This window comes from Rhizobacter sp. P3_C12, from assembly GCF_056402735.1.
The window spans coordinates 29,730-43,604 of the sequence record NZ_JBFUGW010000001.1 but is presented as its reverse complement, the minus strand read 5'-3'; the positions used below and the strand labels follow the sequence as shown (position 1 = coordinate 43,604).

Below are 13,875 nucleotides of genomic sequence, written 5' to 3'. Positions count from 1 at the left end.
CGGAGCCGCCATGCCGACGATGCCCGAAGCCCGAATCCTGATCGCCCAGGGCGGCGGCCCGACCGCCGTGATCAACCAGTCGCTGGTCGGCGCGGTGCTCGCGGCGCAGCGCTTTCCCGAGGTGACGGCGGTCTACGGCGCCCGCCACGGCGTGCGCGGCATCCTCGACGAGGATTTCATCGACCTGGCGCGCGAGACGCCGCAGCACCTCGAGGCGGTCGCCGCCACGCCGGCCTCTGCCCTCGGCAGCACCCGCGACAAGCCCGACCTCGCCTACTGCCGCGCCATCCTGGCGGTGCTGCAGGCGCATGGCATCAGCCATTTCCTGTACATCGGCGGCAACGACTCGTCGGACACCGTGCGCATCGTCAGCGAGGAAGCCCGCCAGGCCGGCCACGCGCTGCGCTGCATCCACGTGCCGAAGACCATCGACAACGACCTGGTGGGCAACGACCACACGCCGGGCTACGCCTCGGCGGCGCGCTTCGTCGCGCAGGCCTTCGCCGGGGCCAACCTCGACAACGCGGCGCTGCCGGGCGTCTACCTCGGCGTCGTGATGGGCCGGCATGCCGGCTTCCTGACGGCGGCCGCGGCGCTCGGCGCCCGCTACCCGGAGGACGGCCCGCACCTCGTCTACCTGCCCGAGCGGGTGTTCGAGCGCGAGCGCTTCCTGGCCGACGTGCGCGCCACGCACCAGCGCCTGGGCCGCTGCGTGATCGCCGTCTCCGAGGGCATCCACGATGCGTCGGGCGAGCCGATCGCGGTGCAGCTCGCGTCGGGGGCCGTCGAGCGCGACGCCCATGGCAACGTGCAGCTGTCGGGCACCGGCGCCCTGGCCGACCTGCTGTGCGACCTCGTCAAGGACCAGCTGAAGATCAAGCGCGTGCGCGGCGACACCTTCGGCTACCTGCAGCGCTCGTTCCTCGGCTGCGTGTCGGATGTCGACCAGCGCGAAGCCCGCGAGGTCGGCGAGACGGCGCTGCAGTTCGCGCTGCGCGGCGACCGCGACGGCTCGGTCGCGATCCAGCGCTGCGGCGACTACGCGGTGCGCTACGAGCTGCTGCCGCTGGCGGCGGTGGCCGGCAAGACGCGGGTGATGGAAGACGTGTTCATCGCAGACAGCGGCAATGCCGTCACCGACGCGTTCCGCCAGTACCTGCGCCCGCTGCTCGGCAGCGACATGCCGCAGGCGCACCGGCTGCGCGGGCATCCGGTCGCCAAGCGACTGGGCGGATCGACGGTAGGACGCTGACGCCCGGTCGGGCATTTCCTACCGCAGCTCCCGTTGCCGGCTGATGGGCCGGGCGGCCGCATCCGGGTCTGATGGGATCCCTCCACCCACTGGAAAGGGATCACCATGAACCACAAGATGCTTTTGTTGTCCGCGCTGCTGGCCGGCGCCTTCGGCTCGCAGACCGTGCTGGCCCAGACGACGACCGACGACCCGTCCGCGCCGAAGACGCGCGAGCAGGTGAAGGCGGAAACCCGCGATGCCGCGGCCACCGGCAAGAAGGTGCCGATCGGCGAGCAGCGCAACAACAAGCGCAAGGCGCTCACGTCGGAAACGACGCGCGATCAGGTCAAGGCGGACACCAAGGCCGCAAAGGCCATGGGCGAGATGAAGACGAGCGAGGGCGACCTGAACAAGCTGCCGCCCCCAGCCGCCGGTTCGCCGCCCCCGGCCGACCGCGCCGACGTGAAGGCCGAGACGCGGCGTGCGATGAAGAACGGCGAGATCGAGCGCAGCGAAGAATCGGGCAAGCCGAAGAAGTGACGACGGCCGGTGGCGCTCAGCGCGCCGCCGGCTTCTCTGCGAGGTCCACTGGCAGCGCCCCCTGAGGGGGGGAAGCGCGAAGCGCACCGGGGGCGTCATCTACCATCGCGGCAGCACGAGGAGGCTGCGATGCAAGAGTGGATGCTCAGGCTCAACCGGTATTTCCCGATCCGCTACAGCGCCTGGCTGCTGAGCGGCGTCGGGCTGCTGCTCAGCGCGTTCACCGTGGTGGCGTTCCATGTCGGATGGCCCTGGCTGCTGCTGTTCGCGCTGTTGGTGGGCGTCGGCGTGCACGACGTGCTGCAGGCGCGGCATTCGGTGCTGCGCAACTACCCGGTGATCGGGCACCTGCGCTTCCTGCTGGAATTCATCCGGCCCGAGATGCGCCAGTACTTCATCGAGGGCGACAACGAGGCGGCGCCGTTCTCGCGCCAGCAGCGCTCGCTGGTCTACCAGCGGGCGAAGAACGATCCCGACAAGCGGCCGTTCGGCACGCAGATGGATGTCGGCGCGCTCGGCTACGAATGGATCAACCACTCGATCGCGCCGACCGAGCTGCCGACGCACGACTTCCGCGTGATGATCGGCGCGAACCGCGCACAGCCGTATTCGGCGAGCGTCTTCAACATCTCGGCGATGAGTTTCGGTGCGCTGTCGGCGAACGCGATCCTCGCGCTGAATGCCGGCGCGAAGCGCGGCGGCTTCGCGCACGACACCGGCGAGGGCAGCATCAGCCGCCATCACCGCGAGAACGGCGGCGACCTGATCTGGGAGATCGGCTCCGGCTACTTCGGTTGCCGCCACGAAGACGGCAGCTTCGACGAGCAGCGCTTCGCCGACAACGCGACGCAGCCGCAGGTGCGGATGATCGAGCTGAAGCTGAGCCAGGGGGCCAAGCCCGGCCATGGCGGCGTGCTGCCCGGGCCGAAGGTCACGCCCGAGATCGCCGAGGCCCGGGGCGTGGCGAGCTGGGTCGACTGCATCTCGCCGGCGCGCCACAGCGCCTTCGACACGCCGGTCGAGATGATGCAGTTCATCGAGCGGTTGCGCGTGCTGTCCGGCGGCAAGCCGACCGGTTTCAAGCTGTGCATCGGCCACCCGTGGGAGTGGTTCGCGATCGCGAAGGCGATGCTCGTCACCGGCATCACGCCGGATTTCATCGTCGTCGACGGTGCCGAGGGCGGCACCGGCGCGGCGCCGCTGGAGTTCACCGACCACGTCGGCGCGCCGCTGCAGGAGGGCTTGCTGCTGGTGCACAACACGCTGGTCGGGCTGAACCTGCGCGACCAGGTGAAACTCGGCTGTGCCGGCAAGGTGGTCAGCGCGTTCGACATCGCGCGGATGATGGCCCTGGGGGCGGACTGGTGCAACGCGGCGCGCGGCTTCATGTTCGCGCTCGGCTGCATCCAGGCCCAGGCCTGCCACACCGGCGCGTGCCCGACGGGTGTCAGCACGCAGGATGCGCAGCGCCAGCGCGCGCTGGTGGTGCCGACCAAGGCCGAGCGCGTCTTCCATTACCACCAGAACACCTTGCGCGCGCTGAAGGAGCTGGTGCAGGCGGCGGGGCTGACGCACCCGGGCGGCATCACGGCGTCGCACATCGTGCGCCGCTCGGCCGATCATGAGGTGAAGCTGCTCGCGAACCTGCTGCCGTTCCTGAAGCCGGGTTCGCTGCTGGATGGCAGCGAGCCGGCGCACAACGTGTTCCGGCTGTACTGGCCGATGGCGCAGGCGCACAGTTTTGCGATGACCCCCCCGGCTTGAGGGGGTGGCACCCGGTCATGGGGATGCACCGGATGGAGGCGCGGCGAAGAATGGCCGATCTGCGTGCTTGTCCGTTTTTCCATGCCGTCCCTCGTCCTTCTGCAGCGTGACCATGAGGCCAGCCCTCATCTGGCGGCCTTGATCGCGGCCACCCCGGGTTTCCGGGTGGTCGGCACGGTCCACACGATCGAGGAGGCGCGGCCGCTGATCGCGCGCGCCGACCCCGACATCCTGGTGACCGACCTGCGCGTGCAGGACGGCCCGGTCGACGGCCTGCTGGGCGATCTGCGCCAGGGCGGCCGTGCGACGCGCCCGCAGGTGCTGGTGACGCTGATGTCGCACGACGACATGGTGCTGCTGGAGGCCTTGCGTGCCGGGGCCGACGGGTATTGGGTGCATGCCAACTCTCCCGAGGCGCTGATCAGCGGACTGCAGGAGGTGGCCCGGGGTGAATCGCCGATGACGCCGACCATTGCGCGCCAGGTGCTGTCGCACTTCGAGGCCTCGCCGCGGCATGCGCTGGCCGACACGATGACCGAGGCGCTGAACCCGCTGGTGCTGACCGGCATGGAGCGGCAGATCCTGCAGTGGCTGGCGCAGGGTTACCTGATCGACGAGATCGCGCAGCAGTGGCATGCGAGCGTGCACACGGTGGCTTGCGGGATTCGGCGGGTTTATCAGAAGCTGCAGTTTGATATTCGGGCGAATGGGCTTTCGCTCACTGCGTGAGGCTGCTCTTCACTGCGTGAGGTTGGTGCCGGGTCTCGCCCCGGCACTGCCACGCAGTGAACCAAGTACGCGGTAGGCTCCTGGGCCATGCGCATCCGCCCCTCTGACATGTCCCTCTCGGCCTTCGTGGCCGGCTTTGTCGCCGTCCTCGTCGGCTTCACCAGCTCCGTCGCCATCGTCTTCTCCGCCGCGCAAGCCCTCGGCGCCGGGCCGGCCGAGATCAGCTCGTGGATGTGGGCGCTCGGCCTTGGCATGGGACTGTGCTCCATCGTGCCATCGCTGTGGCTGCGCCAGCCGGTGATGATCGCGTGGTCGACACCTGGAGCCGCGGTGCTCGCGACTGCGGCTGCCGCCGGCGGCTTTCACTTGCCCGAGGCTGTCGGCGCTTTTCTCGTCAGCGCCGCACTCATCACGCTCTTCGGCGTCACCGGCTGGTTCGAACGGCTGATGGGGCGCATCCCGATGCCGATCGCCAGCGCGCTGCTCGCCGGCGTGCTCGCCCGCTTCGGGCTCGATGCCTTCGTCGCACTCAAATCCTCGTTCGCACTCGTGCTGCTGATGCTGGCCGCCTACCTCGTCGGGCGGCGCTTCTGGCCGCGCTATGCAGTGCCGGGCGTGCTCGCAGTCGGTACCGCGTTCGCCGTGGCGCAGGGGCAGCTGCACCTCGGGGCCGTCTCGTTCGCGCTGACGATCCCCGTGTTCACGATGCCGGTGTTCACGCTGCCCGCCGTCATCAGCCTCGCGCTGCCACTCTTCATCGTCACGATGGCCTCGCAGAACCTGCCCGGCGTCGCTGCGATCCGCGCGGCTGGCTACGACATGCCGATCTCGAAACTCATCACGATCTCCGGCCTCGCCACGCTGCTGCTCGCGCCGTTCGGTGCGTTCGCCATGAACCTGTCCGCCATCACCGCCGCCATCTGCATGGGCCGTGAAGCGCATGAAGACAAGAACCGCCGCTACATGGCCGCCGTCAGTTGCGGGCTGATCTACTGCGTGATCGGGCTGTTCGGCGCAGCGGTCACCGGCGTGCTGACGGCCTTTCCCCGCGATCTCGTGGTCGCGATCGCAGGCCTCGCGCTGCTCGGCACCATCGGCAACGGCCTGGCCTCCGCACTGAAGGAAGACGCGCACCGCGAGGCCGCACTGATCACCTTCCTCGTCACGCTGAGCGGCCTCAGCCTCTGGGGCATCGGCTCGGCCTTCTGGGGCGTGGTCGCCGGCGCGCTCGCGCTTTTTGTGCAACAGTGGCGGCCCCGCATCGCCGCCTGACCGAAAGAGAGCGCCCCGCCATGACGCTGCTGTTCGTTGCCGACCCGCTGGAAGGCTTCAAGACCTACAAGGACTCCACCTTCGCGATGATGCGCGAAGCCGCACGCCGCGGCCACGCACTCGCCGCCTGCGAACCGCGCGACCTGGTCTGGGAACGCGGCGGCCGCGTGCACGCCAAGCTGCGACCCTTCACCGTCACCACCGACCCCCACGCCTGGTTCGCCGAACAGCCCGCGCAGACGCTCGCACTCGCCGACCTCACCGCGGTGCTGATGCGCAAGGACCCGCCCTTCGACAGCGAGTACTTCTACGCCACCCACCTGCTGCAACAGGCCGAGCGCGAAGGCGCCCGCGTCTTCAACAAGCCGGCCTCGCTGCGCGACCACCCGGAAAAGCTCGCGATCCTCGAGTTCCCCGACTTCATCGGCCCGACACTCGTCACGCGCGACGAGGCCGAGATCAAGCGCTTCCATGCGGTGCACCACGACATCATCCTGAAGCCGCTCGACGGCATGGGCGGCATGGGCATCTTCCGCGTCGGCCCCGACGGGCTCAACCTCGGCAGCATCACCGAGACGCTGAACAAGGGCGGCACGCAAACGGTGATGGTGCAGCGCTACCTGCCCGAGATCGTCAAGGGCGACAAGCGCGTGCTGGTGATCGGCGGCGTGCCGGTGCCGTTCTCGCTGGCGCGCATCCCGCAAGGCAGCGAGATCCGCGGCAACCTGGCCGCCGGCGGCAAGGGCGTCGCACAGCCGCTGTCGCCCCGCGACCGCGAGATCGCCGAGGCGCTCGGCCCGGTGCTCGCCGCGCGCGGGCTGCTGCTGGTCGGGCTCGACATCATCGGCGACAGCCTGACCGAGATCAACGTGACCAGCCCGACCTGCTTCCAGGAAATCACGCAGCAGGCGGGCTTCGACGTGGCAGAGATGTTCGTCGACGCGCTGGAGGCCCAGCTCCCCTGAAGCCCGGGCACGGGATAATCACGGTTTCCTCCGTTGGTTTCCCCATGGCCGTCCTCTCGCTTTCCAATGCCCACCTGGCCTTCGGCCACGTGGCCCTGCTCGACAACGCGGCGTTCTCGCTCGAAACCGGTGAGCGCCTCGGGTTGATCGGGCGCAACGGCGCCGGCAAGTCCTCGATGCTGAAGATCATCGCCGGGCTGGAAAAGCTCGACGACGGCCTGCTGCAGATGACGCAGGGCGTGCGCATCTGCTACGTGCCGCAGGAGCCCGTGTTCGAACCCGGCCACTCGGTGTTCGAAGCCGTCAGCGAAGGCGTGGCCGAAGCCCGTGCCGTGCGTCAGGCCTATGAAGAACACGCCGACGGCGTCGACCTCGACGCCCTGCAGACACGCATCGAGGCGCTCGACGCCTGGAACTGGGAGCAGCGCGTGGACACCACGCTCGCGCAGCTCCACCTCGACGGCACGCGCGAGATCGGCCAGCTCTCCGGCGGCATGAAGAAGCGCGTCGCGCTGGCGCAAGCCCTGGTCGCGGTGCCCGACGTGCTGCTGCTCGACGAGCCCACCAACCACCTCGACCTCGATTCGATCGCCTGGCTCGAGGAGCTGCTGCGCAGCTTCAAGGGCAGCGTGATGCTGATCACCCACGACCGCGCCTTCCTCGACGGCGTGGCCACCCGCATCGTCGAACTCGATCGCGGCATCATCCGCAGCTACCCCGGCAACTTCACGGCCTACGAGCGCATGAAGGAAGAGCAGCTCGCGTCCGACGCGCTCGCCAACGCGCGCGCCGACAAGCTGCTGGCCCAGGAAGAGGTGTGGATCCGCAAGGGCGTCGAAGCCCGCCGCACGCGCAGCGTGGCGCGCATCCAGCGGCTCGAAGTGCTGCGCGACCAGCGCCAGAAGCGCCGCGATTCGCTCGGCCAGGTGCGCCTGGAAGTCGATTCCGGCGCACCCAGCGGCAAGATCGTCGCCGAGCTGCGCGACGTGAACCTGCGCTTCGGCGAGAAGGTGATCGTGACGGACTTCACCGCCACCATCCTGCGCGGCGACAAGGTCGGCCTGATCGGGCCGAACGGCGCCGGCAAGACGACGCTGCTGAAGCTGATCCTCGGCGAGCTGAAGCCCGACTCCGGCCACGTGCGCCAGGGCAGCAAGCTCGAGGTCGCCTACTTCGACCAGATGCGCAGCACGCTGAAGCTCGACGCGACGCTCGCCGACACCATCAGCCCGGGCAGCGAATGGGTGGAGTTCAACGGCCAGCGCAAGCACGTGATGAGCTACCTGAACGACTTCCTGTTCTCGCCCGAACGCGCCAACTCGCCGGTGCGCACGCTGAGCGGCGGCGAGCGCAACCGCGTGCTGCTGGCGCGCCTGTTCGCGCTGCCGGCCAACGTGCTGGTGCTCGACGAACCCACCAACGACCTCGACATCGACACGCTCGAACTGCTCGAGGAGCTGCTGCAGGGCTACCCGGGCACCGTGTTCCTGGTGAGCCACGACCGGCGCTTCCTCGACAACGTGGTCACCAGCACGATCGCCTGGGAGGGCGACGAGAGCCCGGGCTTCTGGCGCGAGTACGAAGGCGGCTACGAGGACTGGAAGCTGCAGCGCGACCGCGCACGCGCGATGCGCGACAAGGCGGCCAAGGCGGCGCCCGCGCCGACGCCCGCTGCGCCGCCGCCGCCCGCGGCCGCGCCGGTCGCGAAGAGGGCCAAGCTCAGCTACAAGGAACAGCGCGAGCTCGACAGCCTGCCGGCGCGCATCGAGGCGCTGGAGACCGAGCAGAAGACGCTCTCGGCGCTGCTCGCCGGCACCGAGATCTACGCCGGCGACGCGACGAAGCTCGCGGCCGCGCAGGCACGCTTCGCGGCGCTCGACGACGAGCTTCTGACGGCGCTGACACGCTGGGAAGAGCTCGGCGCCCGCTGAGCGCGTCGAGCGGCGGGCCGAGCGCCGGGCCGCCCCAAGCCGGCCCGCATCCCCTCGGGGGATCGGTCGATGTACCCATCGACCGAGGGGTCGTCATCCCTAGCGCCCGAGCGCGCCGAACCACGACTCGGCGAGCGCGCTGCGGCGCGTGCGGCTGATGATCAGCCCCGACTGCAGGTACAGCGCGTTCAGCAGCCGCGCGGCGCGCGAGGTGTCGAAACCTGGCCAGTCGGCCATCTCGCGCAGCGACGAGCGGTCGCCCTGCAGCCGCTGCACCGCGGTGCGCACCAGGCCGCCGGCGCGCAGGCCGCCCAGGTTGAAGCCCGGCGCGACGCGGTAGGCCACCGGCCCGGCGATCTCCGGCAGCAACGCGTTGCGCGAGCCGCGCAGCGCCAGCTCCCACAGCACCGGCCCGAGCGAGTGGTAGTGCTGCTCGTCGGCCACCAGCGACAGCTCCGAGTCGCCCGGCGTGCGCAGCACCGCCGGCTCGACGTGCAGCACCCGCAGTTCGGTGGGCCGCTCGCGCAGCAGCGCATCCAGGCTGATCGGGCAGTGCACCAGGCGCTCGCGCGCGAACACGGTGAGCGGCACCACCGCCGGGCCCATCTGCAGGTGGATGACGACCTGCTGCGAATGCCGCACGCAGGCGGCCAGCACGTCCAGCACCTCGGACGCATGGCCGGCCCGCTCGAAACGGCTCAGGTCGGCCAGCAGCGACGGGCTGAGCGTCGCGCCGCGCAGGCTGCTGTCGGCGACTTCGCCGAGCGCGCGCGGGCCCCCCGGTTCATGCAGGTAGCGCTCGAAGGCGCTGACGCGCATCAACTCGGGCTCGCCGAAGGGAATGGTGGGCTCGAACATGGACTCGGGAGTTGCAAGAAGTTGTGACTGTAGGTCAGCGGGCTGCCGGTGCAAAGCCCGGATTCCGGGGTGTTGCCATGCCGGGGGTGTCGCGGGCGCGCTGCAGCGCCTGCCAGAACTGCGCATCCTGCGTGGTCGCGAAGTTGATGCGCATCAGCGTGCCGGGGCGCCGGGTGGCGTGGAAGATCGAGCCCGGCGCCAGCAGCCAGCCGTCGTCCAGCATCACCTGCGACAGCCGCTCGGTGTCGACGCCGGTGTCGACCCAGCCGAACAGGCCGCGCGGCGTGGCCGCGAAGCGGCAGCCCGCCGCCTCGGCCAGCTGCACCGAGCGCGCCCGGGCCGCGTCCAGCCGGGCCATCACCCGCTCGGCATGGCGGCGCAGCAGGCCGTGCTCCAGGCAGTGGGCGAGCGCCTGCTCGGTCAGGCTGGTGGTGGACAGGCTGCCGAGCAGCTTGGTGTCGATGAAGCGGTCGACCAGCGCCGGCGGTGCTGCCAGATAGCCGACCCGCCAGTTCGGCACCAGGATCTTCGAGAAGCCGGAGATGTAGATGGTGCGCTCCAGCGCGTCCAGCGCCGCGAGCCGCGGCAGGTGCGGCGGTGCCAGGTGGGCGTAGGTGTCGTCCTCGACGATGTGCAGGTCGTGCGCCTGCGCGAGCTTCAGCAGCCGGTGCGCATGGCCGAGCGCGAGCGTCGCACCGGTCGGGTTGTGCAGCACCGAGACGGTGATGTACAGCCGCGGGCGCTCGTGCGCTTTCTGGGCCTCGATCAGGCGTTCCATCACCGCGAGGTCGGGGCCGTCCTCGCCGCGCGGCACCGGCAGCACGCGCAGGCCGAGGGCGGCCAGCCGCGCGAACTCGACCGACCAGCCGGGCTCGTCGACCAGCACGCTGTCGCCGGCGCGGGCCAGGCTGCGGGTGACGATGTCCAGCGCATGGGTGGCGCCGAAGGTCGTGACGATCTGCTCCGGCGCCGCCTTCACGCCGAAGTCGACCAGCCGCTGCGACAGCGCCCGGCGCAGCCGCAGGTCGCCGGCCGGCTCGCCGTACTGCAAGGCCAGCGGCCCGAGCAGCGCGCCGCTGCTGACGCGGCGCAGCGCGGTGCTGAGCATCGGCAGGTCCAGCCACTCCGAGGGCAGCGTGCCCAGCCCCGGCATCGGCCGCGTGCCCGGCGGCTGGAACATGCTGCGCATCAGCGCGATCGCGCTGAGCGGAGCGCGGGGAAAGGCGGTCGGGGCCGCGGCGGCAGCGGGCAGGGCGGCCGAGGCCGGCGAGCGCGCGGCCTCGCGACCCGCCTCGCGCGGCTGTTGCTCGCGCACGAAGAAGCCGCGCTGCTTGCGAGCCTCCACCAGGCCCTGCGCCAGCAGCTGGTCGTAGGCCGCCACTACCGTGTAGGCGCTGACCCCGTGCCGGCGCGCGCACTCTCGCACCGACGGCAGCCGCGAGCCCGGTGCGAGCAGCCGCTGCCGGATGCGCTCGGCGAAGCGGCCCGACAACTGCTCGGTCAGCGTGGCATCGGCACGGCGGGACAAGGGATCCAGGGGTGAAAGAAGATTCATGTGCTGGCGAGGCGACCAATACAGCGTGCGAGCTGAGGTGGTCTAGTGTACTGGCTCTGTGTTGGTTGCCGCCGCTAGACTGCCGCATGGACCAAGAACGCAAAGGGTTGTGGCTGGGCTTCCTCGGGGTCGCGATCTTCGCGCTGACGACGCCGATGACGCGGCTGGCCGTCGGGCCGGCAGCCGACCCGCAGCTGTCGCCGCTGTTCGTCGTGGCCGGGCGCGCCGCGCTGGCCGGCGTGCTGAGCCTGGTCTATCTGGTGCTCACGCAGGCACCGCGGCCGCGCGGCGCGCAGTGGTCGGCGCTCGCCGTCAGCGCCGCCGGCACGGTGGTCGGCTTCCCGCTGTTCCTCGGCCTCGCGCTGCGCGAGGTCGACGCGATGCACGCGGCGGTGATCACCGGCGTGCTGCCGCTGGGCACCGCGATTGCGGCGGCGGTGTTCTTCCGGCAGCGCCCGTCGATCGGGTTCTGGGCCTGTGCCGCGGTCGGCTGCGCGCTGGTGCTGGCGTTCGCGGTCCAGTCCGGCGGTGGCCTGCAATGGGCCGACGGCGTGCTGCTGCTGGCGGTGGTCAGCGGGTCGATCGGCTACGTGGCCGGCGCCCACCTGTCGCGGCAACTGCAGGCCGAGCACGTGATCTGCTGGGTGCTGGTGATCAGCATGCCGTTCACGCTGCCGCTGATGGCCTGGACCTGGCCGGCGCAGCCGGTGCACGGCGGCGCCTGGGTCGGCTTCGGCTATGTCACGCTGTTCTCGATGTGGCTCGGCTTCTTCGCGTGGTACCGCGGGCTCGCGCTTGGCGGTACGCTGCGCGTCAGCCAGGTGCAGCTGGTGCAGCCCTTCCTGACGCTGTTGTTCGCGGTGCCGGTGCTCGGCGAGCACTTGTCCGCGACGACCGTGCTGTTCTCGCTCGCGGTGATCGCCACCGTGTTCATCGGGCGCAAGATGCCGACACACTCGGCTTCGACCGGCCCGTCTCCCGTCCCCCCTTCCGCCACGTCCTCAAGGAACTCCGCATGACCTCGCGCACCCCCTGGCAGCTCGCGCAGCGCGCCCACCGCATGAACCCGTCGATCATCCGCGAGATCCTGAAGGTGACCGAGCAGCCCGGCATCATCTCGCTGGCCGGCGGGCTGCCGTCGCCCGACGGCTTCCCGGTCGAGGCGATGCGCGAGGCCACCACCCGCGTGCTGCGCGACACCCCGCGCGAGGCGCTGCAGTACGCCTCCAGCGAAGGCCTGCCGGCGCTGCGCGAGTGGGTCGCCGCGATGCTGCGCGGCCACGGCCAGCAGGTCGACGCGACGCAGGTGCTGATCACCACCGGCTCGCAACAGGGGCTCGACCTGGTCGGCAAGGTGCTGGTCGACCCGGGCAGCCGCGTCGCCGTCGAATCGCCGACCTACCTCGGCGCGCTGCAGGCGTTCGCGCCCTACGAGCCGGTCTTCACGGCCGTCGATTGCGATGACGACGGCCCGCTGCCCGAGGCGCTGCACACGGCCGAAGGCGCGCGCTTCCTGTACCTGCTGCCGAACTTCCAGAACCCGAGCGGCCGCTGCATGAGCGAGGCGCGCCGGGCCGCGGTCGTCGCGCGGGCGCAGGCGCTGAACCTGCCGCTGGTCGAGGACAACCCGTACGGCGACCTGTGGTTCGACACCCCGCCGCCGCCGCCGCTGGCCGCGCGCTGGCCCGACGGCACGGTCTACCTCGGCTCGTTCTCGAAGGTGCTGGCCCCGGGCCTGCGCCTGGGCTACGTGGTGGCGCCCGCGCCGCTGGTGCCGAAGCTGCTGCAGGCCAAGCAGGCCGCCGACCTGCACACGCCGGGCTTCAACCAGCGCATCGTGCACGAGGTGATCCGCGACGGCTTCCTCGACACCCACGTGCCGACCATCCGTGCGCGCTACAAGGCGCAGCGCGATGCGATGCGCGCCGCGCTCGAGGCCCACATGCCCGCCGGCTGCCGCTGGACGGTGCCGAGCGGCGGCATGTTCTTCTGGGTCGAGCTGCCGGCCGGCACCGATGCGATCGCGCTGCTGCCGAAGGCCGTCGCCAAGGGCGTGGCCTTCGTGCCGGGCGCGGCCTTCTTCGCCGAGCACGCGCAGGCGAACACGATGCGGCTGTCGTTCGTCACCGTGTCGCCCGAGCAGATCGAGCGCGGCATCCGCGCGCTGGCCGAGGCGCTGAAGGAGGCGGCATGACGCGCTTCGCATTCGCGCAGGTCGACGTCTTCACCGATGTCGCGCTGAAGGGCAATCCGCTCGCCGTCGTGCACGGCGCCGATGCGCTGGACGACGCGCAGATGCAGGCCTTCGCGCGCTGGACCAACCTGTCGGAGACGACCTTCCTGCTGCAACCGACCGACCCGCTGGCCGACTACCGGGTGCGCATCTTCACGCCGGGCGGCGAGCTGCCGTTCGCCGGTCACCCGACGCTCGGCAGCTGCCACGCCTGGCTCGAGGCCGGCGGCGTGCCGCAGACGCCCGGTGCGGTCGTGCAGCAGTGCGGCGTCGGCCGGGTCGACATCCGGCTCGACGGCGAGCGCGCGGCCTTTGCGGCGCCGCCGCTGCGCCGCGAGCCGATCGCCGAGGCCGAATTGCTGCCGGTGCTGGCTGCACTCGGCCTGCGCCGCGAGCAGGTGCTGCAGGCGCAATGGCTCGACAACGGCCCGCGCTGGCTGGGCCTGCTGCTCGATGCCGCCGGCACGGTGCTCGCGCTGGAGCCGGACCATGCGGCGCTGAAGTCGCTGGCCAAGGTCGGCGTGATCGGGCCGCATGCGGCCGGCGGGCCGTGCCAGTTCGAGGTGCGCGGCTTCGCCGCCCCGATCGGCATCCCGGAAGACCCGGTCACCGGCAGCCTGAACGCGAGCCTCGCGCAGTGGCTGATCGGAGCCGGCGTCGCACCGGCCCGCTATGTCGCTGCACAAGGCACCCGGCTCGGCCGCGCCGGGCGGGTGCACATCGCGCAGGTCGACGGCCAGGTGTGGGTCGGCGGGCACAGCGTCAGCTGCATCCGCGGCGAGCTGGCGCTCTGA

General features: G+C 70.8%; 12 protein-coding genes. 10 read left to right on the top strand and 2 right to left on the bottom strand.

All coding sequences use genetic code 11. From position 1 onward, the window contains the following. Nucleotides 1-19: 19 nt before the first annotated feature. From AC1DXV_RS00200 to AC1DXV_RS00170, 7 genes are all read left to right on the top strand, one after another. A complete protein-coding gene (locus tag AC1DXV_RS00200; protein ID WP_477865217.1) occupies nucleotides 20-1,252 on the top strand; it encodes a 6-phosphofructokinase in 1,233 nt (410 codons plus the stop codon). Between the two features lie 105 nt (nucleotides 1,253-1,357). Further along, nucleotides 1,358-1,774, top strand: a complete 417-nt coding sequence (locus AC1DXV_RS00195; protein ID WP_477871160.1) for a DUF4148 domain-containing protein — start codon at nucleotides 1,358-1,360, stop codon at nucleotides 1,772-1,774. 129 nt (nucleotides 1,775-1,903) lie between these two features. Next, nucleotides 1,904-3,538 carry an FMN-binding glutamate synthase family protein gene (locus tag AC1DXV_RS00190; RefSeq protein WP_477871162.1) on the top strand — a complete coding sequence of 545 codons (1,635 nt, stop codon included), beginning with the start codon at nucleotides 1,904-1,906 and terminating at the stop codon, nucleotides 3,536-3,538. Between the two features lie 81 nt (nucleotides 3,539-3,619). Continuing rightward, a complete protein-coding gene (locus AC1DXV_RS00185; RefSeq protein ID WP_477932047.1) occupies nucleotides 3,620-4,267 on the top strand; it encodes a LuxR C-terminal-related transcriptional regulator in 648 nt (215 codons plus the stop codon). A 108-nt stretch (nucleotides 4,268-4,375) separates the two neighbouring features. Then, nucleotides 4,376-5,539, top strand: a complete 1,164-nt coding sequence (locus AC1DXV_RS00180; protein ID WP_477932045.1) for a benzoate/H(+) symporter BenE family transporter — start codon at nucleotides 4,376-4,378, stop codon at nucleotides 5,537-5,539. Nucleotides 5,540-5,559: 20 nt separating this feature from the next. Beyond that, entirely contained in the window at nucleotides 5,560-6,504 is a 945-nt protein-coding gene (gshB, locus tag AC1DXV_RS00175) for a glutathione synthase (RefSeq protein ID WP_477932043.1), read from the top strand. A gap of 44 nt (nucleotides 6,505-6,548) precedes the next feature. Then, nucleotides 6,549-8,435 carry an ATP-binding cassette domain-containing protein gene (locus AC1DXV_RS00170; RefSeq protein ID WP_477932041.1) on the top strand — a complete coding sequence of 629 codons (1,887 nt, stop codon included), beginning with the start codon at nucleotides 6,549-6,551 and terminating at the stop codon, nucleotides 8,433-8,435. A gap of 99 nt (nucleotides 8,436-8,534) precedes the next feature. Here AC1DXV_RS00170 and AC1DXV_RS00165 read toward each other — a convergent pair whose 3' ends face one another. After that, nucleotides 8,535-9,293 carry a hypothetical protein gene (locus tag AC1DXV_RS00165; protein WP_477873567.1) on the bottom strand — a complete coding sequence of 253 codons (759 nt, stop codon included), beginning with the start codon at nucleotides 9,291-9,293 and terminating at the stop codon, nucleotides 8,535-8,537. 34 nt (nucleotides 9,294-9,327) lie between these two features. Beyond that, the gene (locus AC1DXV_RS00160; RefSeq protein ID WP_477932039.1) at nucleotides 9,328-10,848 is read right to left on the bottom strand and encodes an aminotransferase-like domain-containing protein; all 1,521 of its coding nucleotides are present in this window, start codon (nucleotides 10,846-10,848) and stop codon (nucleotides 9,328-9,330) included. Between the two features lie 86 nt (nucleotides 10,849-10,934). On the opposite strand from AC1DXV_RS00160, the gene AC1DXV_RS00155 reads away from it, so the two are divergent. From AC1DXV_RS00155 to AC1DXV_RS00145, 3 genes are read left to right on the top strand one after another with little or no spacing between them, the layout of a single operon-like run. Next, complete coding sequence (locus tag AC1DXV_RS00155; protein WP_477932037.1) at nucleotides 10,935-11,867, top strand: DMT family transporter; 933 nt, start codon at nucleotides 10,935-10,937, stop codon at nucleotides 11,865-11,867. Further along, nucleotides 11,864-13,042, top strand: a complete 1,179-nt coding sequence (locus AC1DXV_RS00150) for an aminotransferase-like domain-containing protein (protein WP_477932035.1) — start codon at nucleotides 11,864-11,866, stop codon at nucleotides 13,040-13,042. Before AC1DXV_RS00155 ends, AC1DXV_RS00150 begins: the two co-directional genes overlap by 4 nt. Then, the gene (locus tag AC1DXV_RS00145) at nucleotides 13,039-13,875 is read left to right on the top strand and encodes a PhzF family phenazine biosynthesis protein (RefSeq protein WP_477932033.1); all 837 of its coding nucleotides are present in this window, start codon (nucleotides 13,039-13,041) and stop codon (nucleotides 13,873-13,875) included. Before AC1DXV_RS00150 ends, AC1DXV_RS00145 begins: the two co-directional genes overlap by 4 nt.